The sequence below is a fragment of the Bifidobacterium sp. LCP19S3_E9 genome, from assembly GCF_052121135.1.
In the GTDB taxonomy this organism is placed as follows: domain Bacteria; phylum Actinomycetota; class Actinomycetes; order Actinomycetales; family Bifidobacteriaceae; genus Bifidobacterium; species Bifidobacterium thermacidophilum.
The window spans coordinates 91,283-113,111 of sequence record NZ_JBQKEV010000003.1 but is presented as its reverse complement, the minus strand read 5'-3'; the positions used below and the strand labels follow the sequence as shown (position 1 = coordinate 113,111).

The 21,829-nt window shown below is 59.8% G+C and carries 18 protein-coding genes; 8 read left to right on the top strand and 10 right to left on the bottom strand.

Annotation, left to right across the window (positions count from 1 at the left end; all coding sequences use genetic code 11):
* Positions 1-206: 206 nt before the first annotated feature.
* Positions 207-680, bottom strand: a complete 474-nt coding sequence (locus ACTQYB_RS02395; RefSeq protein ID WP_441481765.1) for a PhzA/PhzB family protein — start codon at positions 678-680, stop codon at positions 207-209.
* Between the two features lie 521 nt (positions 681-1,201).
* On the opposite strand from ACTQYB_RS02395, the gene thiS reads away from it, so the two are divergent.
* The 3 genes from thiS to ACTQYB_RS02380 all read left to right on the top strand — a co-directional run bounded on the left by thiS (position 1,202) and on the right by ACTQYB_RS02380 (position 3,214).
* A complete protein-coding gene (thiS, locus tag ACTQYB_RS02390) occupies positions 1,202-1,396 on the top strand; it encodes a sulfur carrier protein ThiS (RefSeq protein WP_033506561.1) in 195 nt (64 codons plus the stop codon).
* A 111-nt stretch (positions 1,397-1,507) separates the two neighbouring features.
* Complete coding sequence (gene thiF, locus ACTQYB_RS02385) at positions 1,508-2,221, top strand: sulfur carrier protein ThiS adenylyltransferase ThiF (protein WP_273302791.1); 714 nt, start codon at positions 1,508-1,510, stop codon at positions 2,219-2,221.
* Between the two features lie 90 nt (positions 2,222-2,311).
* Positions 2,312-3,214, top strand: a complete 903-nt coding sequence (locus tag ACTQYB_RS02380) for a thiazole synthase (protein ID WP_081666370.1) — start codon at positions 2,312-2,314, stop codon at positions 3,212-3,214.
* Between the two features lie 334 nt (positions 3,215-3,548).
* Here ACTQYB_RS02380 and ACTQYB_RS02375 read toward each other — a convergent pair whose 3' ends face one another.
* The 7 genes from ACTQYB_RS02375 to ACTQYB_RS02345 form a co-directional block, all read right to left on the bottom strand.
* The gene (locus tag ACTQYB_RS02375) at positions 3,549-5,111 is read right to left on the bottom strand and encodes an amino acid permease (RefSeq protein ID WP_033506624.1); all 1,563 of its coding nucleotides are present in this window, start codon (positions 5,109-5,111) and stop codon (positions 3,549-3,551) included.
* 38 nt (positions 5,112-5,149) lie between these two features.
* Positions 5,150-5,755, bottom strand: a complete 606-nt coding sequence (locus tag ACTQYB_RS02370; protein WP_441481764.1) for an HTH domain-containing protein — start codon at positions 5,753-5,755, stop codon at positions 5,150-5,152.
* A 296-nt stretch (positions 5,756-6,051) separates the two neighbouring features.
* Positions 6,052-7,569, bottom strand: a complete 1,518-nt coding sequence (locus tag ACTQYB_RS02365; protein WP_441481763.1) for a SpaA isopeptide-forming pilin-related protein — start codon at positions 7,567-7,569, stop codon at positions 6,052-6,054.
* Between the two features lie 147 nt (positions 7,570-7,716).
* A complete protein-coding gene (locus ACTQYB_RS02360; RefSeq protein ID WP_441481762.1) occupies positions 7,717-10,080 on the bottom strand; it encodes a DUF7604 domain-containing protein in 2,364 nt (787 codons plus the stop codon).
* Positions 10,081-10,470: 390 nt separating this feature from the next.
* Positions 10,471-11,490: a class C sortase gene (locus tag ACTQYB_RS02355; protein WP_331335023.1), complete on the bottom strand. Its 1,020-nt coding sequence runs from the start codon at positions 11,488-11,490 to the stop codon at positions 10,471-10,473.
* A gap of 57 nt (positions 11,491-11,547) precedes the next feature.
* Entirely contained in the window at positions 11,548-12,033 is a 486-nt protein-coding gene (locus ACTQYB_RS02350; RefSeq protein WP_321046770.1) for an HTH domain-containing protein, read from the bottom strand.
* Between the two features lie 548 nt (positions 12,034-12,581).
* Entirely contained in the window at positions 12,582-12,872 is a 291-nt protein-coding gene (locus ACTQYB_RS02345) for a DivIVA domain-containing protein (RefSeq protein ID WP_033506535.1), read from the bottom strand.
* Positions 12,873-13,071: 199 nt separating this feature from the next.
* Between ACTQYB_RS02345 and ACTQYB_RS02340 the strand changes: the two genes are divergently transcribed.
* Together ACTQYB_RS02340 and ACTQYB_RS02335 are read left to right on the top strand one after the other, a co-directional pair.
* Positions 13,072-13,794: a helix-turn-helix domain-containing protein gene (locus ACTQYB_RS02340; RefSeq protein ID WP_441481761.1), complete on the top strand. Its 723-nt coding sequence runs from the start codon at positions 13,072-13,074 to the stop codon at positions 13,792-13,794.
* A 70-nt stretch (positions 13,795-13,864) separates the two neighbouring features.
* Positions 13,865-14,233 carry a hypothetical protein gene (locus ACTQYB_RS02335; RefSeq protein WP_441481760.1) on the top strand — a complete coding sequence of 123 codons (369 nt, stop codon included), beginning with the start codon at positions 13,865-13,867 and terminating at the stop codon, positions 14,231-14,233.
* Positions 14,234-14,241: 8 nt separating this feature from the next.
* Here the strand turns inward: ACTQYB_RS02335 and ACTQYB_RS02330 are convergent, their stop codons facing one another.
* Entirely contained in the window at positions 14,242-16,047 is a 1,806-nt protein-coding gene (locus ACTQYB_RS02330; RefSeq protein WP_441495899.1) for a glycoside hydrolase family 13 protein, read from the bottom strand.
* A 306-nt stretch (positions 16,048-16,353) separates the two neighbouring features.
* Here ACTQYB_RS02330 and ACTQYB_RS02325 point away from each other — a divergent pair, with 306 nt between their 5' ends.
* Positions 16,354-17,397: a LacI family DNA-binding transcriptional regulator gene (locus tag ACTQYB_RS02325; protein ID WP_321046774.1), complete on the top strand. Its 1,044-nt coding sequence runs from the start codon at positions 16,354-16,356 to the stop codon at positions 17,395-17,397.
* A 183-nt stretch (positions 17,398-17,580) separates the two neighbouring features.
* Here ACTQYB_RS02325 and ACTQYB_RS02320 read toward each other — a convergent pair whose 3' ends face one another.
* A complete protein-coding gene (locus ACTQYB_RS02320) occupies positions 17,581-19,137 on the bottom strand; it encodes a cation:proton antiporter (RefSeq protein ID WP_441481758.1) in 1,557 nt (518 codons plus the stop codon).
* Positions 19,138-19,286: 149 nt separating this feature from the next.
* Between ACTQYB_RS02320 and ACTQYB_RS02315 the strand changes: the two genes are divergently transcribed.
* A complete protein-coding gene (locus tag ACTQYB_RS02315; RefSeq protein ID WP_441481757.1) occupies positions 19,287-19,928 on the top strand; it encodes a TetR/AcrR family transcriptional regulator C-terminal domain-containing protein in 642 nt (213 codons plus the stop codon).
* A 182-nt stretch (positions 19,929-20,110) separates the two neighbouring features.
* Positions 20,111-21,682, top strand: coding sequence for an amino acid permease (locus ACTQYB_RS02310; protein WP_321046776.1), 1,572 nt, complete (start codon positions 20,111-20,113; stop codon positions 21,680-21,682).
* Positions 21,683-21,829: the final 147 nt, after the last annotated feature.

Below are 21,829 nucleotides of genomic sequence, written 5' to 3'. Positions count from 1 at the left end.
CGGCCGACATTCGCGTCACGTTCACCCTTCGCGTTACGCGCGCCGTTCACCGCACTCAAATCGCCAGTATCGCCTAGAACGCTCCGATTATCCATCTCGCCCATTCGTCTCACCTCGCCGTTCTTCCGCTGTTTCCGCGCCGCCTCCAAGCGACGCCTCCAGACGCCGCCCGTCGCTGCGACACGCCGCCGTGCGTTCCGCCCCGCTCAGTCGCTCGGGAAATCACCGAGTTCAATCGTCGGGGTCTGCATGCCCAGCGCCCGCATCTCGACAATCGGATTCATGAACTCGCGTTCGCGGTAGATCAGCCCGTCTCGCATTTCGAACGAATAAATGAAATGATTGCGGTAGAACACCAGGTCATGGCCAGGCAGATTGATATTGCCCTCGCCATCGCACTCGGCCCACACACGGTCCGGATCGTCCGTTGTCCAAATAGTGATATTGCTCCATGTCCAATCGGGGAAATGCTCGGATGACCACACGTCGTATTTCGCGATATTCTCGCGCCCCTGAGCGAAGACCGGCTCACCGGAATCCGATGTCCACAATCCGGAAATCCCGTCTTCGCAGAACAGTTTATGCCGGTGCAGCAGCGCATCGCCGTGTCCGGAATGCAGGTATTTGTCCACCATCGCACGATTGTGTTCGCGGCGTTCTTGTCCATCATCGAAACTCATATCACCACTGTCACCACGACGTCGGACAATCCGTCAACCTCCAAGCGTGCGGCCACGCCGCCCACCGGTCCGCGCTTGTCCGGGGGCGTTGCCTAGGATGGCCTCACAACCGAACGGGAGCCCGCAAGGGCTGAGAGGAAGCTACGACTTCGACCGTCAACTTGATGCGGGTAATGCCGCCGTAAGTATGCGATTGTTCGTTCCGCGATTCCCCTTGGCGTTTGCCCAATCCCCGATGATTCGACCGACGGTCGGACGGCGTGCATACGCTTCCTTCCCCGTCGCAAGTGCGGCGCCATCATCATCGTGCCGAACACGAATCAGACGGATCCTGTTCGTGAAACAACCGAATAACAGAACAAGCATGACCGGGTCATGAAGGAGCGCACCGCCCAATAGGTACGATTTCTTCCACTGACCCGTTTTTGTTTGTCCTGCCACGCTCGACTGGCAGCAGGTGACACATGGTCGCCGCCTCACCGGCAACCAGCATGGGCGGACAGCACGACGGGAGGATTATCATGATCGTCAACGGACAGCGCGAGACGCTGGAGGCGCCAATCAGTGTCACAGAGCTCATCGAAGAACGCGGGCTTCGCCCCGAACGCGTGGCCGTCGAGCTCAACGGCGACATCGTGCCACGCAACAAACGCAGCGAAGTCATGCTGCACGACGGCGACACCGTCGAAATCGTCGCTTTCGTGCAGGGCGGCTGAGCCCAGCCTGCGGCGGCAGGCCCGCCACACAGCGGCCTTGGCATTATTCACCGAGGAATCAATACACTTCACCAATCACTGTTATATCCATTTCAACCACCAGAGCACACTATGACATGCACACTCTCAGCGACCCCCGAACAGACCGCCGCACGACAGCAGGCCTTCGACAGCCTGCCCGACCCGACCACACTCGTCAGCCGCGAGGAGATCCGTGCGGCCCTGCTCGACCGGCACACCGCCGCCACGCAAGACAAGCTCGACGCCGCGCATGTGGCGATTTGCGGGCTCGGCGGGCTCGGATCGACCATCGCCGTCGCGCTGACGCGCATCGGGGTCGGGCATCTGCACCTGATCGACTTCGACCGCGTCGACATGACTAACCTCAACCGTCAGCAGTACTTCCTCAAGGATCTCGGCCAGTACAAAACCGAGGCGCTGCAGGCGAACCTCAAGCAGATCAACCCGTTCACCGACATCACCATCGACACTGTGAAAGTCACCGATGAGAACGTGCCGACCCTGTTCGAGCATGAGGACATCATCTGCGAGGCGTTCGACGTGCCGGAAAACAAGACCATGCTCGTCAACGCGGTGCTCGAAAATCTGCCGGACAAGAAACTCGTGTCCGCCAGCGGCATGGCGGGCTACCGCAGCTCGAACCTCGTACACACCAAGCGGGTGTCCAGGAACTTCTACTTCTGCGGCGATGGGGAGACCGCACCCAAGCCGGGAGCCGGGCTGATGGCGCCGCGCGTCGGCGTGGTCGCCTGTCATGAAGCCAACATGATCACGCGGCTGATCCTCGGCGAAGAGGACGCATAATCGCGGCCTGTACGCGTGCCTGCCGGTTCGTCACAAACGGCACACCGGCGGGCACGCATACGCCACCAACTCAGACACAGGAGCACACTCATGAGTACTACAACCGACAACGCAACAGCGCAAAACAACGCCGAACCCAGTCTCGACGAACTGGTCGGCACCGCGACCAACACCGCGATCCTGCCCGAGCCGGACGCACACGCCTACGATTCCATCGCCACCGGCGAATCCGACCCGTTGATCCTGGGCGGGCACAAGTTCACCAGCCGGTTCATCCTGGGATCTGGACGATACGATCTGAATCTCATCAAGGCGACCATCGAGAACGCAGGCACGCAGATCGTCACCATGGCGTTGCGCCGCTGCCGCACCACCGACAACAACCTGCTCGACTACATTCCCAAGGGCATCACGATGCTGCCGAACACATCCGGCGCGCGCAACGCAAAAGACGCGGTACGCATCGCCCGGCTCGCCCGCGAAGTATGCCAGACGGATTTCGTGAAAATCGAAATCGAACATGAGACGAAATATCTGCTGCCGGACAACCGAGAAACCATCAAAGCCACGGAAATCCTCGCCAATGAAGGATTCGTCGTCATGCCGTACATGTTCCCCGACCCCATTGCCGCACGGCAACTCGAGGAGGCGGGCGCCGCGTGCGTCATGCCGCTCGGCTCGCTGATCGGCTCGAACAAAGGGCTGCGGATGCGTGATTTCATCGAAGTGATCATCGCCAACGCGCACGTGCCGGTGATTATCGACGCCGGAATCGGCCGGCCGAGTCAGGCGGCCGAAGCGATGGAGATGGGCGCGGACGCGGTGATGGCGTACACGGCCATCGCGAGCGCCGGCAACATCCCGCTCATGGCGAGGGCGTTCAAGCATGCGATTGAGGCGGGACGCGAGGCGTACCTGTCCGGGCTGGGCACGGTGACCGAAGGCCATGCCGTACCGTCAAGCCCGACGAATGCGGCAGATTACCTGCACTGAGCGCGCCGCCCAAGCATGTGCGGTGGCGGTCACTCAACGCTGATTGCCGCCACCGCCGCATGTAGAATCAGGCCCTTGCCCATCCGGTTCAGGAAGTTGCGTTTCGTAAGGCACCACAGATACGCGGGATACCCGTCGATCACTGAGTGCATTTATGCAAATCATGGGTTAGGACTTATGCAAATCACGGGTTAAGGTTAACGCAGATTGCCGGCTGGGACCGCCGACCGCATACATTCCGTTCGACACAGCCGACCAGTCAGCCCAAATCAGTCCACCGGCCCCATCAGCAAGCCGCAAGCCGCAGCGCACCAGCCCACAGCACCACGACCGCCTACCGCAGCGCCTCCTGCAAGTCGCGGTTCTGGTAGCGCTCGTGCAGCAGGCAGTACCCGCCGAACACCAGCAGCCACACCAGTCCGGCGACGGCCGGGCCGCGCGTGTCCGCAGCGAGGAACAGCGTCACGTACACGAACACGAAGAACGCAATCGCGAGCGCATCGGTGAACCGGTAGGCGGGCATCAGGAAGCCGTCGGCGATGAAGTCCGGCGAGCGACGATACCGTTCGTGCGCGATCATCGTGAGGATGTAGATGAAGATGATCACCGCGCTGGAGGCACTGGCGAACAGCACGAATGCACTGGACATCTTCGGGAACGCGTTGATGATCGGCGACAGGAGAATCAGCGCGGCGGATACGAGAATCGCGCGGGCCGGCACACGGCGGCTTGAGACGACACCAAGCTTGCTGAGCTGCGGCGACGGCGAGTCCACGGCGAGCTGGTACAGGTGGCGTCCGGCCGAGTAGAGCAGCGAGTTGAGCGCACTGGACGCGGCGGTGATCACGACGAAGAACACGAGCGCCGCGGCCCAGTCGAGGCCCGCGTAGCGGAACACCATGATGAACGGCGAGGCGAAGGAACCGTCGGCGTTGGGCTTGAAGCTGCGCCACGGCACGATGACCATGATCGCCAGTAGCGCGCCCACGTAGAAGATAAGCACGCGCATGATGATCTCGTTGATTGCCTTCGGCAGCACTTTACGCGGGTTCTGGGTTTCGGAGACGGTGACGCCGACAAATTCAATCATTTCGTAGGCGAAGAACACCATCTGAAAGCTCATGAGGAAGGCTAGCCAGCCGTTGGGCGCGAAGGAGAAGCCGTTCCACAGGTTGTCGAAGCCGGCGTGCCCGGCGGGGTTGACGCCGTCCGAGCCGGGGATGTGGACGGACGGGTAGTGGTAGTGGATGACCACCATGACGACGGCGGTGACGATCATCGCGACGATAAGCGTGATCTTGATCATCGAGAACCAGAATTCCGCTTCGCCGAACGCTTTGACGGCGATGAGGTTGATGGTGGTGAGCGCCGCAAGGAAACACAGCTCAATCAGCCATTTCCAAGCGCCCAGCTCGATACCGAAGGTGCGGAAGAAGGTGACGAAATACGTGCTGACCGCGGTGATTTCAGTCATGCCGATGAGCACGAGGACGATCCAGTACGACCAGCCGGCGAATCTGCCCCAGCCGCGGCCGAGATACCGGTCGATGAAGTTGATGAAGGTGTGCTGGCTGGGGTCGCGGTACATCATTTCGCCGATGGCGCGCATGAGCAGGAACATGATTGCGCCGACCGCGATATACACGAGGACGATGCTCGGGCCAGTGAATGCGATGGACTTGCCGGAGCCGAGGAACAGGCCCGTGCCGATGGTGCCGCCGATGGCGATGAACTGCACGTGGCGGTTGGTCAGCCCGCGCTCCATCTGATTGCCCTTGTCCAGGCTTTCGACGGATGCGATGCGGGAAGAATCACCGGGGACGTTGCCGGTCTTCACATTGCCGGATGCGTTGCCGGATGCGTTGCCGGCGGAAGAAGAATGTTCACAAGAGGTCATAATATGTTCAACCCTACTCTTGATCGCCGCCCATCGCATCATTGCGGGGCTCGGGCATCCCCTCCGCGTCTGCCGCCATGGATCTTGCTGCGCAGGGCGTCGTTCATGCGCTCAAGCTCATTGATGCGGCGAGCCTGCTGTTTGATAATCAGATCGGAAACGTCGTCGGGCGCCGGATCGCGACTTCCCTCGGTTCGGGTTTCTGGATCGTTCCGTTGCGCCGCTGGCCGCCGGGCCGGCAGTGCGGGTGATGGCGCTGCAGGGCTGCCGGCGATATGGTCAAAGCTCTGGTCGAGGCGCTGGTCGAGGCTCTGCCGCACGGCCAGCGCATGCTCATAGCGTTTGACAAGACGCGCGATGACTTCGCTGTTACTCATGTCTTCACTGGCTTTCACGGTTTTCATGGCCGATTCCTTCCATCTGGCCACGCAACGCTCGATGCGCTTGTACCCGATGAGTTCCGGCGGCAGGCCGGCTTCTCTGAAGATTTTGGTGGGTGATTCCCCGGCAAGATACCGGATGACGCACACGTGGCGGAATGTATCCGAGTAGGTGATGCGATCATGCGTGACATTGGCGACCGAGGGAAGCTTGCGCAATTGCATGATTTCCTCGTCGCTGAATCTTCCTCCGCTTCGTGCCATAATCGCCTCCCCCCTGTACGCTGTACCGATTGCGGCTTCGTACGAGTTGCAAGCGATTATAAAGGTGGAAGCTCGCTAGGTGCCCCCGATTCTGCCCCCCTCATTGGCGGGCATTGATTGACATTGGTGGATGCGCCACACGAAATCAGCTGTTACGAGAGTCGCCACCTGGGGCCAGCTGAAGCGGGAAATCAAGACTGCCGACCCATGGCGTGTCATCCATGAGTCGGCAGTCTCGGGGGTGTCACCCCGGTTCCGCGGGAAGGGGTTACGGGACCGGGGCCTGCGCACTCAGGTCAGTGCACACGCTGGCGCGACTTCACAGCAAGAGTCACGCCAGCCGCGGCGACCAGAAGCGCCACGACGGTGAACATCGCCGTGCCGGCGGCACCGGTCAACGGCAGCTGCGAGGCGTTCTTCACGTTGAGGACGGTGATGTCGCCATTGGATTCGGTGGCCAGGCCGAAGGTATCGCCTTCAATGGTCACCGTAGCCTTCGCAGGGTCGTTCTGGTTCTGGGTGATGGTCACTTTGAACGTCGGCAGGAACTGCTGCGAATACCCGGCAGGAGCCTTGGTCTCCTTGACGGTGTAAGTTCCCGCGGCGAGACCGCTCCATGCGGCCTTGCCGGTGTCACCGGTGGAGACCGTGGAACCGATGGGGCTGTTGCCGGATTTGTCGTACAGCTGGAACACGGCCCCCTTGAGGGTGTCTCCATCCTTGTTCTTCTTCGTCAGGCTGAAGCCATAGTTGTAGACCTTGGTCGTGCCGTTGCCGGAGACGCCGTTGTTGGTGGTGATGGTCGCGGAGTTGTCCACGGAGCCAGCATTAATGGCATCCTTGGTGACCGTAGCGTTGTAGGTAACCACGAGAGTCTGGCCGGCATACTTCGGCGTGTTCGTCGGATCGGTGACCTTGAACGTCGTCGTGGTGCCGTTTGCCGCATCACCGCTCGGAGTGATGGTGAACAGACTGGTGATGTCGTTCTTGTCGGCATCAGTGATCTTGTATTCACTTGTGGACGGCATTTTCAGGCCCTTGGACGCAGTATCGATAATCGTAAACGGATACTTATCGTAGCCAGCCGCATTGGCCGGAACCGGAACCTTAATGGTGAAGCTGAGGGTGTCGCCCACGCTCGCACTCTTGCCGTTGACATCAACAGTGCCGAGCTTGACTTCCTTGGTCGGCGGCTGAGGGGCATTCTCATTCTTGGCGTTGAATTGGCCCAATGCCTGGATATTGCCGTGGCCGGTGCCAGCATCGCCTACGATCTTGAAATCACCAGTACGACCGTTGATTGTAGTGGCGACAATCGCGTTGATACCGGTCGTGGGATTCCCGTCCTTTGTGAAGGAATCGGTAACGAGGTACCAGCCTTCACCGGAGACAGGAATGCTTGCTGACTGGCCATCGGTTCCAGAAGTAGCAGTGCCGTCTGCAGTCTTGCCGGTTGCCGAAAGCTTCTGAGCGAACCCACGCAATTGCTCTGCATTGAAGGTAGCCACATACGCAGCAGGATTGCTGGCATACAGCTTCTTGTTCGCATCGGTTGCATTCCCTGCGGCGTCAAGTCCTGCAGCGGTCTTGACCGCATCAGACCATCCTTCAACAGTGGTGACTTCCACCTTGGAAGTGTCGTTCGTATCAACCTTCAAGTTGGCGAACTTGTATGGCGTATAGGTATGGCCAGACTGCGAGTTATTCACAGTGATAGTCACGTCAGCGGCTTGGGCGCTGGTAGCGACCACCGCCATACCCCCCAGCATCGTCGCAGCAGCGACAATGCCTGCGAAAAGCGTTCTCATTTTCATGAGAATCTCCTCTCCTTTGTATGTGATTGTTGTTGGCTAACACGGGAAGCTGAAACGACATCTATTCCTGCGACCCGCAACCACTGTTCTGGTTCGTGCAACAGGCATTCCTGCCTGTTGCACGCCAGCAAATCCTGTAGATGTTGTTCATATGAGCGATGTCTCGCGTTTCACGGCCAAACCGACAAGCAACAGCAGGGCAAGAACGCCGAGACTTCCACTGGTCAGCAGCCATGTTCGCGCCGTGGCGCCGCCAGTCAACGGCAGGGACGCTACCGCGGTGTATTTGTTGGTGAAGGTCATCGGCATAGGCGCATTCGTGCCTGATTGGCTGGGTTTGTTGCCGTTGTCATCCGTCAACTGTTTGATCGAGGACACTTGGGCAGTCCACGTGCCACCGGTGTTCCCGGTGTTCCCGACATGCACCACAATCTCGTAACGGGCCTGCGAATAATGCATCGCCGGCACGGCCTCCGATTGTTCAGTCACGTAGTAGTGGTAGTCGTGATCGCCTGCCTCGTACGTGATATTGCCGAATGCCTTCGTATGGTCGGGACTGTTGGAGTCCACGGTCACCGTGCAGGGTTCCTTGCTCGCGCATCCCGCCGGCATCGGAGTGGGGGTGTTCGGATCCTTGGGTGTCAGCGTGAACTTGAACTCGTCGCTATCGCGCCAATCGCGCCCGTCAATCACCTTCTTCACTTTGATGGCTTCCTTGCTCAAGGAAGCGGTTTCCAAAGTGTTGGTGATATCGGCTCGCAGGATGCCGGAGTTACCCCAGACCATCTGCTTGGTCAGTTCGGCACCGTTCGCCGATGAGTCCCCGCCATACTGGTAGGTGACCGCATACCGGTCGTTATTCGAGGTTTCGACCACGGTGTACGTGTATCCGGGCAACAGGCCATCGACCCGCGCAGTCCAGTTGTTGTCGTGGTTAAGCGTGATTGGGTCGCCCACCTTTTCAGCAGGCTTATTCTCAGCAGGCTTGCCTTCCGCGGAACGCTGCAATTGGACCGTCACCGAATCTTTGGCATGCTTGTCTGCGCCGTCAGACCAATGTTTGGTGATGACGATGCTGCCGAGTTGGACTTGCACAACCGGATGCAGGTAGTTGATGGTTTGCGGCTGCGGCGTGCCACATCTCGTCGTTCCATCGACATTCAGCAGGGCGCAATAACTCATCTGTGCGTCGTCGTTGGAATAATACCCTTGTTTACCGGCCGAGGTCTGCCCGGTGCCAGCTTCGCCAACATTCGGGTAGGTTTTCTTACTCGCCATCTTCTGTGCATAGTCACTGTAGGCGGCATCGCTGGGTTTGATTTTGAAGGAAATATCAATGTGATCGGATTTTCCCGCCGTGATACCGGTGTTCCCGTTGAAGGTGACCGTCACCGTGCGCGAGCCGGAGGAATCCACGTTGTAAACCGCTCGGTATCCGGTCAGCTCGTCGTCGCCGTTTCGAGCGGTCACGTATTGTGTGATATCCTTCCCGCTAGATACTCCGGCGAAATCGACCGGGTCTACCCATTGGGAAAGTGTGTCGCTGATGGAGAAGACATTGACCGTGGCGGTTGAGGTGATGCTCGTGTAAATCGCGTCGAACGCATTGGCGAGATTCTTGGCATCCGTGCCATCGTATTCCTCTCTGGTCTCGGCATTCGCATCCTTCGCGAAACTGGACATATCCGTGGCATCCGCCGAGGTTTGCACGACGTACAGTGCAGCGTCGCCTCGCTTGTTAGCTTCGGTGACCGCAGCCTCGTAGTTGAATCCATATTCGTCACTATTGCCGTGCCCATGCACGCCGGACACGGCAGGGCGTTTATCATCGTGATCCGTCAACCACTGGTACCCGTACCACTGGCCCCAGTACCAGTAGCCCTGGTCGGTGCATGATGCTTCAGTGCTATAGGCGGATTGGAGTTGCCACTTATCCCCCGACCAGTCGTAAGAAAAACATGCGCTGCGCGATGTGGTGCGGTACGTCGGGTCGCCGTCGGACAAGAAGATGATGTACTTGTTCACGCCTTGGCGGCCGTCAAGCCGGTTCGCCTGAGCCAATGCCGCTTCCCAGTTGGTTCCGCCGCCAGGCTCTTGCGTCATCGCCTTGGTGATTTTTTGGGCATCGGTGGTGAATCCCTGCTGCAGCTGTGCCTTTGTACTGAAGGTCACGACAGCCATGCGGATCTGCTGGTTTTCAGGTAGTCCCTCGTTCTGCGCGGTCAGCAGCTTCTTTGCCAACGCGTCCACCGCATTCTGGGAGTTCGCGTCCCGGTTACCTTTCATACTTCCGGATTTATCCGCGACGATCACGATGTCTGCGGGCGTGGCGGTGGTAGTCGACGATGACGCGGTGTCTCCGGAGGCGGTCAGGTGCAGTTCGTACTGGTCGCCATCGCCGCCGGCGATTTTGTTGACGTACTTGCTGATGGACGGCTGCACCGTCAGGTCTCCTGTCGTCCCTTCGGCGGTGGCGGTGGAGGCGGCCGCGTATCCGATGCCGCCGGTCATGGTGACTGTCAGGAGCGCAGCTAACACAACCCGGGCCAAGTCCCTGCGGCTTCTTGTGCCATGCAAATGTATGTGTTTCATCGTCTTACCCCTCAACGACGTCTGTTCACTGTCATCTTCTCGACGAATCGACATCGTGCCTGTGGAGACGCTGACGTCGCTCCATCTTCCTTTTCTCATGAACAATACGGCAAACAAGAGGGACTTACGAACCCCCATATCGGGGGAATGTCGGGGGGAATGTCGGCGAAATATAGACAGCGTTGTCAACGATTTCCCGGCATGGAACGGCCATAGTTCGTCCTGCCGTTCCGCCGCACAGACAGGGGTGACATCAAACAAACAAACAATCGACGACAGTCAACATTGCAATGATTCTGCATGATTTGGTCACTCGGCCGCATGCCGGCGAATGACACGCACTTCGGCGAAACGCCGATGACCCCGCACAATCGCGATAATCAGCAATCCGCATACCAACATTGCCACGCCCACGCCGATGGCGATTGCGCGGGCGTCCGGCGCAGCATCCTGCTCGTATGGAATGCCGTTGGGGATGGCCGAACGCACGGCGGAGACCAGCAATCGCTGCGTATTGACTCCATACGGCGTGCAGGTCATCAACGTGACCCGATCCTCACCGGGAACGATTCTCAGCTGCGAGGTGTCGTTTGGCTCGATCACGGTGATGCGGTCGACTTTGTAACCGAGCGTATGCCCCATCACCTTGATGTAGAAGTAATCGCCGATATGCATCTCATCCAGCCGAGTGAACATCGCCGCCTCGAGCATCCCGCGATGCCCCGTGATGACGGCGTGTGTGCTTTTACCCCCTACAGGTAGACTGGTGCCATAAAGATGGCCTGCACCGGAAGCCAGCACCGACTGCGAAGTGCCGTGGTAAATCGGCAGATCCACCGAGATTTTCGGAATCCGAATCGTTCCCATAACCCCCGAGCCCGAATCCAACAGGCTTTGATATTCCTTGTCGTTCGAACTCGCGCTGTCGGAACCGTCAGCCCGCGAAACGCCTGCCGTGGATGCGAACGGATCCCTGGCTTCGCCGAGAATAGGCTGTCCGGATGCCGCAAGGCGTTGGTTATACGCCTTGGCGGCGGCAATTTCGTCATCTGCCTTCGGATATGGCCACTGCTCCACGGTCTTTGCAGACTGGTTCGAATCGCGAGTCAGCTCTCTCGCCGATCGGTATTGCATCAGCGAGGGGAAGGCACCGATACAGATTGACAGGACAATCAGTACCACGGCCATCACACGAGTGATATTGCGCTTCATCTGGTCGCGCCGAATGGCCTGCATCTGTTCAGAGACATCGAGCAGCTGTTCGAAATCCGGCGTCTCAACGCGCGCAGGCGCAGTCAGGGGCGTATGCGGGTCTCGGGTATGAACCATCCGCACGTGTTTACCAGCCACAGTTCATCTCCCACACTTGTGGCGAATTCATTACAGTCATCGCCGGACGAATTTGCGCAATACCCGTTCCAGCTCATCAATGCGCAACGCCTGCCTGGCAATCAGCAGATCGCGTTTGTTGATGGCGAGTTGCGCCTGCGCGAGTTTTGATATCGGGTCTTGCGCAGCATCGATTGCCGTCTGCGCGCTCGGGGCGTCTTGTGCGATGTCACCGTCCTGCACAACTTGAATATCGTCGATGTCTTGCAGATAGCGTTGAGGCTGCTTCCCGCTCCGTTCTTCGCGTTCCAGCTGTTTTCTCCACCGCGCGATACACCGCTCGATGCGTTTATAGCCAATCAGCTTGGGGTCCAAACCCGCTTCGCGGAAGATATCCGACGGGGATTCGCCCGCACGGTATCGGCACATGACCTCGACACGAAATTGGTCAGAATAGCGGATATGCGATGCACTCACGCTTTTCACTGCAGGCAAGCTGGCGAGATAGGCCCGTTCTTTGATAGTGAATTTTCCGTCTCTCATCTCACCTGCCTCCCTCAGGACGAGGGGTCGGGGAAGCAACCGGCTCAGTTTGCGAACAAGTCGGACGGTACCAGATGGCTGCCTCGCTGAACAACCCCCACTGCTTTTATTTGCCCACTAGTGTATTTGGGCTCGATTCTCCGTCTCCCCTCACCATACCCCCCCTGTATTTCATTGACGTGACTAGATTATCAAGAATTTCAAGATATGAGACGGTTGCTTTGCTAATGTCATTTCGAGCACTTTCCCAAGGTATATCAGTATTGGGGATACCCCCCTACATTCTGGTCAATTACGATGAGCATACTCGGCGTTTCGGATTGGTTGGGGTGGACCCCTTGCGCGGGTCCCTGTCATGGACCCCGTATGGTTATACCCATATTCCGTACGCATGATCCGGTTTCCCGCCCAGCGTCCCAAGCCCGCTTCCTCAGCGGATTCCATCAGCCAGCCTCATCTGCAGGCCCTATCAGCGGGCCATATCAGCGGGTTCCTAGGTCCGCGTCCTCAGCGCGCTTTGGTCAGACGACCCCTCACTGCCCGTCACCTCAGCGGTACCTGTAGGTTTCGTAAAACTCCAACGCTTCTCGAGCTTCCTCGATGAACGCATCGACACCGTCCTTCTTGTACGTCTCCCGGAAGCGCGCGACCGGCAGCTGGGACGGAACGAGCATGTCGGAGGTCACCGTCACGCTCTCAGGGTGATGCGTCTCCCACGCCGCAAGCGACTCGGCGATTTTGTCAAGCAGGGAATCGACGTCATCGATCCTGTACCCCTCGTTGAAGAAGGTGAGCTTGAAAACCTGGTTGCGGACCTTCTCGGCCGTGAGCGTGTCCATAATCGCCTTTCTGTGGGTTCTGCGGGCAATTATCCACCCATCATACCCATCGCAGGCGATGGACTCCGGGGGCAGCGATAGTCAAAACTATACGTATTCGCGAATAGTTGTGACTATCACCACGCCTAATCCAAGGATCTTGAGGCATAAATATCATGTATTCTTCCGTAATCGGTATAATTATGTACATACTATGATTATGAAGCAGATACGAACGGACGGAACATTTATCACCGTAGCCCAAGCAGCCTCACGCCTTGGCATCAGCCCCAGACGCGTCCGCGCGCTGGCGGAACAGGGCACACTCAGTGTCGCCGACATCGCGCAACACAGTCTGCTTATCAGCAATGAATCAGTACTTGCATACAGGGCACGTCCTCGCTCGGCAGGCCGGCCGCTATCCCCACGCATGGCCTTCGCCTCGCTGTACCTTATTGCGGGGCTGCCCACAACGTGGATCACCCCGCAAGAACGGTATCGAATCCACACCATGCTGAAGTCAACGGACGCGCGCCACTTGTCTGAAACCGTGCGAATGCGCGCCACTCGAACCTGCTTCTGGGCGCATCACTCAGATATCCAGACAATCCGACGGTACATCATTCCATCTGGATGCACCGACCAGACCGCCCCAACATTCCAGCTGGAATCCCCCTCCATATTGGAAGGCTATCTTTCGGCGGCAATCAGCGCCTCCCTGATGAAGCGCACCTTCATTCGCGAAAACACTTCCCCGACAACATTGATCATACACACTGCAAACTTTCTTCCACCGCATGGCGACGAGATGCCCCTGAGCGTCTGCGCCGCCGATTTGGCGCAGTCGCCGGACCCAAGAGAAAGCAACGCCGGACTCGACATGCTTGACTCACTGTTGCACGATTTCAACAGAAAGGATCATCATACCGTTACCAGTAGTTGATATCCCGCATTCCACACCGTGGGAAACCGTGTTCCGCCTTGCGTAATTCACCGATGACCCGCATACGTGGATGCTGACCGGCGGCCTGATGACGCAACTGCATGCACTGATGCATCACGTCGCCATCCGCCCAACCACAGACGCCAATTTCCTCATCAACGTGCTCTCATACGAGCACTCGGTGATGCGCGTGCGCAATGACCTCATTACCCTGGGCTTTGCCATCCGCCAAGGCAGCCTCAGTCAATACTCAACCAGAATGGTCAAGGGCAACCAGACAGTCGACCTGCTAGTTGATAATCTTTATCACCGCGCCAAGGGAGATACCTGGCGGCGGTGCAACTCCGCAGCCGCACCGCCGCCAGATACCAATGCCTGTCCCGCCGCCACGCGCCGCGGGACAGGCAGAGTGGCAACGCCAGCTGGCAGCCAGCGATGAAAGCGCTATCAGTCCTGGTTCAACCGCAGCCAAGCGGTGGTGTCTTGCGGCAGCCGTCCGTCGGAGCACAGCTCGCCGGAGGTGAGCAGCACCTCGCCCGCCGGCAATGCGACAGGTTCCGCACCGAAATTGGTCACACTCGCCCAGCCGTTGGACCGGCGGTAAGCAATCACGCCGCCGTGCTGACCGTCAGCGCCATCCGGCACATCAGACGGGCGGTCTTCATCCAGCCAAGTCAACGTTGTGTCGGCCGGCATCAGCTCATGGCGCAACGCCAACGCCCTGCGGTACAGGTTTAACATCGACTCCGGCTGCGCGCTCTCACGGTCGGCGGCGAAATCAGCGAACCATGCGGGCTGTGGCAGGTGCGCCGGCTCCGACGGCTGCCCGGCCTGATCGGCGGAAACGCCAGCGCCCACGGATTTCACGCGAGGCGAGAAGCCGAACGACCCCTCGACCCCGTCGGCGGCGACCCACGGCAGGGGGACGCGGCACCCGTCGCGTCCCTTGTCCTTGGCCGCACGCTCGCTATTGCGCGCGGTCGGATCCTCGAGCTTGTCCCACGGAATATCAGCGACCTCGAACAGGCCGAGCTCTTCGCCCTGGTACAGGTACGCCGAACCGGGCAACGCAAGCTCCATCAAAATCGCGGCCCGGGCGCGGCGCGTGCCGACTTCGCGATCCTCGTGATAGCTGGTGCCGTCACGCAGCAGCCAATCATGCGCCAACTGATGATGCCGCGTGCTCGGCACTTGCGGCAGTGCGTAACGGCTGGCGTGACGCGGAACATCGTGATTACTCATCACCCACGTGGCGGTAGAGCCAGAACGACGCGCCGCCTCGAGACCTTCCTCGATCGCCTGATGCATGTCGTCACGCACCCAGTTCTTCTTCGCGAACTCGAAGTTGAACACCTGGCCGAGCTCGTCGTCGGACGCGTACAGATACTGCCGCGCAGGATTGACCCACGCCTCGGCCACGGCGAATGCCGGCGGGTCATACTCGTTGAACACCTTGCGCCACTCGCGGTAAATCTGATGCACGTCGTCGCGATCGTACAGCGGATGACTGCCGTCGGCGGGCAGGCTTGGCGGGGTGACACTCCACTGGTCGAGATTGTCGCGGTTGAGGTCCTTGCACAGGCCGTGCGCAACATCGACACGGAAGCCGTCAGCGCCGTGGTCAAGCCAAAAACGCAGGGTTTTGATGAAGTCAGCTCGCACATCCGGGTTCTTCCAGTTCCAGTCGGGCTGCTCCACGGTGAACAGGTGCAGATACCACTGTCCGTCGGGCACGCGCGTCCACGCGGGGCCGCCGAAATGGGACACCCAGTCAGTGGGCGGCAGTTCGCCATGTTCGCCGCGGCCGTCGCGGAAGATGTAACGGTCGCGTTCCGGCGAGCCTGGCCCAGCGGCAAGCGCGGCCTTGAACCAGGGGTGCAGGTTGGAGGAATGGTTGGGGACGATATCGACGACGATCTTGATATCGGCCTCGTGCGCGGTTTTGGCGAGTTTGTCGAAATCGTCCATGGTGCCGAGTTTCGGATCGACGTTGCGGTAATCGTCGACATCATACCCGCCGTCGGCGAGCTGGCTCGGGTAGAAGGGGCTGAGCCAAATCGCGTCGACGCCCAGCTGCTTGAGGTAGCCGATGCGGCTGGTAACACCGGCGATGTCGCCAAGGCCGGAACCGGTGGTGTCCTTGAACGAACGCGGATAGACCTGATAGACCACCGCCTGATGCCACCAGGCCGCTGCGGCGCGATCCGATGCCGTGGATTCTTGCGCAGACTGTGGGGACTTGCGTTCTGCCATGCGCTTTCCTTTCTACGCTAGGTCATGGTGATGGGCGTGTGACTCAGTTGCACCACCACGATGACAGCGGTTACATCCTTCGCCGGCCTCACTGGCCGGAAACGTACACTTCTCGTGATTCTTGCGTCTTGTCGCGGGTGTTGCCGGGAAGTTGGAGAGCCGTCGTCGCCCTTGACAAGTCGTTGTATTGCAACATAATGATAGCGCTTTCATTACGACCGCACAAATATTTTGATTTCCGCCGCGTGTTGCCATATGTTCCAACGGTTTCGATACGATGGAAGCGGTCAACAAGCAAGGAGCACCATGGCAAGGGCGACAATCAGCGACGTAGCGGCGGCGGCAGGCGTATCGCAAGCCACCGTATCCCGCGCGCTCAGGGGCAGCGCGAACGTAAGCCCCGCGACACGGGCAAAAGTCGAGCAGGCGGCGGAAGCCTTGAACTTCACCCTGTCAAAAAGCGCGTCAACCCTCGCCTCCGGCCGGACCATGCGCGTGCTGCTGCTCGTCTCCGGGCCGTTGAACACCTGGTTCAACGCATCCGTGCTGCAAGGTGTCTACGATGTCCTCGCTCCGGAAGGCTACGACACCATCCCGGCTTTCGTGACCAACCGCGAGCAGCTCGACCGCTTCTTCCGCGACCTGCCGCGTGACCGCAACGCCGACGCGATCATCATCACATCCTTCGAATTCGACACCGCGCTGCACGACCAGCTTTCCGCGCTCGGCATGCCCGTCGTCGGGCTGAATTCGCCGTCAACCGCCGGATTCGACGCCTCCATCGGCATCGACAACGCCGCCGCCATCACCTCAGGCGTGCAGCTGCTGCGGTCGCTCGGCCATCGGCGCATCGCCTTCGTGCACGACTACATCCCCCACGACATGGTCTATGGCACCTCGACGCGCGTGGCCGCGTTCCGGACTGCCGCCGCCCAAGCCGCGTACGGCGATGACGACATCGTGATGATCGGGGCCGATCACCACGACACGACCCCTGCCATGTTGGACGCGACCGCCGCCGGGATTGTGGCGAGACTGCTGTCGTGTGAGCAGCACCCGACCGGCATCATGGGCGAGACCGACGAGTTCACGGCCGCGGTGTACAAGGAGCTGCGACGGCAGCATCTGGCGGCGCCACGCGACTTTTCCATCATGGGCTTCGACGACGCGCCAGTCTCGCGCACCCTTGACCTGACGACCTTGCACCAGAATCCGGTCGCACTCGGCAATGCGGCCGCCCGCAAGGTCCTAGCGCTGTTGCGAGGCGAGGCGCCGGAGCGGACCCATGAGCTCGTTCCGGCGACCTTGGTGCTGCGCGAAACCACCGGCCGCGCGCCGAACGGGCGGTAGGCGCGGTCGGGGTTGCGGACGCGGGGTGCGGTAGACGCGGCAATCGTCCAACGGACGGGTGGAAAACACGGCAACTGGACTTTGTGAGGATTGACTCACAAAGTGACGGGCCAGACGGCCCAGGCCAAGGTTCCGGGCACTGCCGAGGGGCGTTGTGTGTGGTTCCACTCACAAAGTGCCAGATCAGGCGGCACCCCCGGAAGCACCAGCGTCACCAGCGCCAGCGTCACCAGTACCACCCGCACTCGCAGCACCACCAGCCCGCTTGCTCGCCGCCTGCCGCCAGCGCTTCACCGTGTCCTCCCGATACTCCCGCGCGGTCGCTGGGTCGATGCCCAGCTCGCGCAAGCACCGGTCGCGCTCCCGCTCAGCGCGTTGCACCAACTCCGCCCGCAGTTTCGCATCCGCGGCACTCGCAGCCGGCGGCAACGTATCCATGCGCGCGACGAACACGTCCATCCGTTCCGCATGCCGTAGCAGATGCGCCATCTCGATATGTTCGTGCAGAATCTGCCGGTAATCGTGCGGGTCGTGCGCAATCTCGCCGATCGCGGTCACCGGGTGCACATCCGCCACGCGGTAGGTCAGCCCGGCGAGCAACGGCATCAAGAACACCGTCACCGCACCGGCGGCGACCAGCGTGGACGCGGTCATCTGCTGCATTGTCCCCGCCTTAACCGCGACTGTCGTCACCGCAACAATCAACGGCAGCGCGGTCGCACAATACACAGCGACGGTCACACGGTGATGCGAGGACATCGGGTTCGCCTTGCGGTCCAAGGACATGGCGATATACACGGGCACCGCGCGAATCAGCATCAGCACGACGATGAACACAATCAGCAATCCCGGATTGCCGCCGACGGCCTTCAAATCAATCGCCGCGCCAGAAACGACGAAGAAAATCGGGATGAAGAAGCCGTACGAAATGCCGTCAAGCCGTGTTTCCAAGGTCTGCGAGCCTTCCGGAATCACGTATCGCAGAATGAATCCCGCGGCAAACGCGCCCAACACCACGTCAAGGTCGAAAATCGCGGACACCGTCACCAGCGTGATGAGCAGCAGCACAGTCAGGCGCATGAGTACCTGCTCGGAAATGTTCGAATGCTTGGTCACGAGCCTGTAGAACCGGTTGCCCGCCTTGCGCGCCTTCGCTGGCACAAGCGCCGCGATCGCGCAAATCACGGCGAATACGGCGAGGGTGAGGAAAGTCTGCCATTGCGAGCGCGTGGACAGCAACACCGCCATCATCAGCACCGGGCACAGCTCACCCCACGTGCCGTAGGCGACCACCGCGTTGCCGACCGGCGTGCCTTCGAGTCCGCGTTCCTTGAGAATCGGCATTAGCGTGCCGAGCGCGGTCGTGGTGAGCGTGATCACCGCGGCCATTCCGGTCATGTCATGCCGTTTGAAATACGGCACGAAGGTAATCACCGCGAACGCAAGCACGAATGTCGCCGCCCACGTCGCCAACCCCACGCGGCCCTGATGCCCGCCCAACTGCTTGGGGTCGATCTCGTACCCGGCCAGCAGGAACAGGAACGCGAGACCGAGCTCGCTGAGCAACTGCACCGATTCACTGACCTGAATCACCCCGAACATATGCGGCCCCAGCAACGCCCCGGCGAGCAGCAACAGCACGGTCTGCGGCACGGGTTTGCCGGGGACGAGCTGCACGATGACTGGGCACAGCACCGCCACGAGCATGATGATGGTAAGCGAGACAAGATCAACGGTCATACCGCCATTATTGTCGCGATGGCGGAAAATTGCCGTTGTGCCCTAAGACGAGATGCGCCACGTACTGTAACATCGTTTGCGTATTCAATCAGATAGTGGTAGCTAGGTAAGTAATACGTGTGACCGATGCAACGCTCATGGGGGGCACAATGCCACGCGAACGCACAGACAATGCTCGGACAAGATTCACTCGTCACGTTCTGCAGGATACCGTCATCAAACTGTTGCAAACCCAGCCGTTGCAGTCAATCAGCGTGAAAGAGGTTTGCCAGCGGGCCGGGATTAACCGCTCAACGTTTTACAGCTATTACGACAATATCCAGGATCTGGTCACGGATATCGAGAATGAGACGCTCACATGGCTGGACCACGCAATCGCCACGGCGTTCAAGACCACGCTGCGGGCCGATCTTGAGCCGGTCATCACCAGTATTTGCCAATACGCAGCGGACAACAAGGATCGCGTCCAGATTCTGCTGAGCCTGAAAACCGATCCGCAATTCCAACGCAGGCTCATCTCCATCATTCTCGATTACAGCAATTGGCAGTCCCGCGCGCAGTCCGAAGGGGCAGACCCCATTCTCGCCAATATGCGACTGCTGTTCTGCATCACCGGCGGGCTCGGGCTTGTGCAGTCGTGGGTGGATGACGGGGTTTCCGCCACACCTGAAGCGATTGCGCACGTGATTTACACGCAGTCGTTGCCGCCGGTGTTGCACGCCATGGCGCAGAGTTCGGCGGAACCACATGGAGAGGCTTCGCCGCGCGAACGCAACCGTCACACGAGATGACGCCACGTGAGATATGGCGGCAGGACTATGGCTTCTGCGATTTTGTGCGCCAGGTCGGGCGCGAACGCAACCGTCGCGTGAGATGACGGCGGGATGCCTCGTGTCTGCGCGCTACAATATCACCGTCGCAGCGCCGCACCGATGATTGCCGGCGCGCGACCTGAGCAATCAGAGAGGAAAGCATGAGCATCAAGAACACTGAGCCAGTGCAGGCGAAAACGCATGGCGAGGCGTCGGCACAGCAGCAGACAACTGACGCAACCGCTGCGACTGCCGCGACTGCAACCGCCGCAGCAACCGACAACCAGCCAAGTCTGCACAAATCATTGAAAAACCGCCATATCCAGCTCATTGCGCTGGGTGGAGCCATCGGCACTGGCCTGTTTTACGGGTCGAGCGAATCGATCAGCCTTGCGGGGCCGAGTATTCTGCTTGCGTACGTGATCGGCGGTCTCGCGATTTTCCTGATTGTGCGCGCGATGTCGGAGATGAGCGTCGAAGAGCCGAGAGCCGGCGCGTTCAGCTATTACGCAACCCGCTACTGGTCGAAGCGCGCTGGTTTCATATCCGGCTGGAATTACTGGTTCAACTACATTCTCGTGTCGATGGTCGAGCTTGCGGTGGTCGGCTCGTTCGTGAACTACTGGTTCCCGGCGATTCCGCAATGGGCGTCCGCGGCGTTCTTCCTGGTGCTGATCACCGCGATGAACCTGATGGGCGTCTCGAAGTTCGGTGAGTTTGAGTTCTGGTTCGCAATTATCAAGATCGCTGCGGTTCTGGCGATGATTGTCGGCGGCATTGCGGTGATCATCATGGGGATTCCGGGCGTGTCCGGCGTGCGGGCGTCCTTCGCGAACTGGTTCACAATAGGTGGCGGATTCATGCCCCACGGTCTGCTGTCCCGCGGGTCAGACGGTCAGTGGACCGGCCTGCTAATGGCGCTGTGCGTGGTCATGTTCAGCTTCGGCGGCACTGAGCTCATCGGCGTGACCGCAGGCGAGGCGGAGGATCCGCGCACCACCATTCCGAAGGCGACGAACGGCGTTATCTGGCGCATCCTGGTCTTCTATGTCGCCGCGCTCGGCGTGATCATGGCGGTGGTGCCGTGGAATACGATCGACGGCAAGTCAAGCCCGTTCGTGCAGATTTTCGATTCCGTGGGCGTGCACGCGGCCGCCGGCATCCTCAACTTCGTGTGCCTGACCGCGGTGATGAGCGTCTACAATTCTGGCCTGTATTCGAACTCGCGCATGCTGTATTCGCTTGCGAAGCAAGGCAACGCGCCCGCGTATCTCGGCCGACTGAACAAGCGCGGTGTGCCGGCTGCGGCAGTGCTGACCTCGGCAGCGATCACGGTAATCGCTGTGGTGGTGGTGTTCCTGTGGCCGCAATTCGCGTTCAACTACCTGATGAGCATCGCGACGATCGCCGCAGTGATCAACTGGTCAATGATCATGCTTACCGAAATGCACTTCCGCAAGGCCGTCGCAGCGGGTGACGGACCGAACGAGCTCGCCGGACGCAGTGGGCAGGACGCGCTTGACGCGATTCACTTCAAGCTGCCGCTCGCCAAGGTCACGCCGTGGCTGGTGCTCGCGTTTATGGCGCTCGTGGTTGTGCTCATGTGCTTCTCCCCCAGCTACCGTGTGGCCGTGGTGATTGGGCCGATTTGGCTCGCGGTGCTGCTGATCGCCTACCAGCTGACCGTCTCCCGCAAGGGCGATGCCGCCGGCGCGAGTGCGACGCAAGCGTGAGTACGCAGCAATCGTGAGCCTTAGCGGCCTGTCCCCCAGACTGCCGTTCCCTTTCCCAAACTGGTTACGCTAAGGATCCCCTCAGCGTAACCAGTTTGTGTTTTCGGGGGTTCCGGCCTGCTTCTACCGACGCTCAGGAGCCAGTCA

What these genes read in the sequence shown, in the direction of transcription:
- ACTQYB_RS02395 (WP_441481765.1), bottom strand. Translation starts at nt 680, where the DNA reads ATGAGTTTCGATGATGGACAAGAACGCCGCGAACACAATCGTGCGATG.
- thiS (WP_033506561.1), top strand. Translation starts at nt 1,202, where the DNA reads ATGATCGTCAACGGACAGCGCGAGACGCTGGAGGCGCCAATCAGTGTC.
- thiF (WP_273302791.1), top strand. Translation starts at nt 1,508, where the DNA reads ATGACATGCACACTCTCAGCGACCCCCGAACAGACCGCCGCACGACAG.
- ACTQYB_RS02380 (WP_081666370.1), top strand. Translation starts at nt 2,312, where the DNA reads ATGAGTACTACAACCGACAACGCAACAGCGCAAAACAACGCCGAACCC.
- ACTQYB_RS02375 (WP_033506624.1), bottom strand. Translation starts at nt 5,111, where the DNA reads ATGACCTCTTGTGAACATTCTTCTTCCGCCGGCAACGCATCCGGCAAC.
- ACTQYB_RS02370 (WP_441481764.1), bottom strand. Translation starts at nt 5,755, where the DNA reads ATGGCACGAAGCGGAGGAAGATTCAGCGACGAGGAAATCATGCAATTG.
- ACTQYB_RS02365 (WP_441481763.1), bottom strand. Translation starts at nt 7,569, where the DNA reads ATGAAAATGAGAACGCTTTTCGCAGGCATTGTCGCTGCTGCGACGATG.
- ACTQYB_RS02360 (WP_441481762.1), bottom strand. Translation starts at nt 10,080, where the DNA reads ATGACCGGCGGCATCGGATACGCGGCCGCCTCCACCGCCACCGCCGAA.
- ACTQYB_RS02355 (WP_331335023.1), bottom strand. Translation starts at nt 11,490, where the DNA reads ATGGTTCATACCCGAGACCCGCATACGCCCCTGACTGCGCCTGCGCGC.
- ACTQYB_RS02350 (WP_321046770.1), bottom strand. Translation starts at nt 12,033, where the DNA reads ATGAGAGACGGAAAATTCACTATCAAAGAACGGGCCTATCTCGCCAGC.
- ACTQYB_RS02345 (WP_033506535.1), bottom strand. Translation starts at nt 12,872, where the DNA reads ATGGACACGCTCACGGCCGAGAAGGTCCGCAACCAGGTTTTCAAGCTC.
- ACTQYB_RS02340 (WP_441481761.1), top strand. Translation starts at nt 13,072, where the DNA reads ATGAAGCAGATACGAACGGACGGAACATTTATCACCGTAGCCCAAGCA.
- ACTQYB_RS02335 (WP_441481760.1), top strand. Translation starts at nt 13,865, where the DNA reads ATGCTGACCGGCGGCCTGATGACGCAACTGCATGCACTGATGCATCAC.
- ACTQYB_RS02330 (WP_441495899.1), bottom strand. Translation starts at nt 16,047, where the DNA reads ATGGCAGAACGCAAGTCCCCACAGTCTGCGCAAGAATCCACGGCATCG.
- ACTQYB_RS02325 (WP_321046774.1), top strand. Translation starts at nt 16,354, where the DNA reads ATGGCAAGGGCGACAATCAGCGACGTAGCGGCGGCGGCAGGCGTATCG.
- ACTQYB_RS02320 (WP_441481758.1), bottom strand. Translation starts at nt 19,137, where the DNA reads ATGACCGTTGATCTTGTCTCGCTTACCATCATCATGCTCGTGGCGGTG.
- ACTQYB_RS02315 (WP_441481757.1), top strand. Translation starts at nt 19,287, where the DNA reads ATGCCACGCGAACGCACAGACAATGCTCGGACAAGATTCACTCGTCAC.
- ACTQYB_RS02310 (WP_321046776.1), top strand. Translation starts at nt 20,111, where the DNA reads ATGAGCATCAAGAACACTGAGCCAGTGCAGGCGAAAACGCATGGCGAG.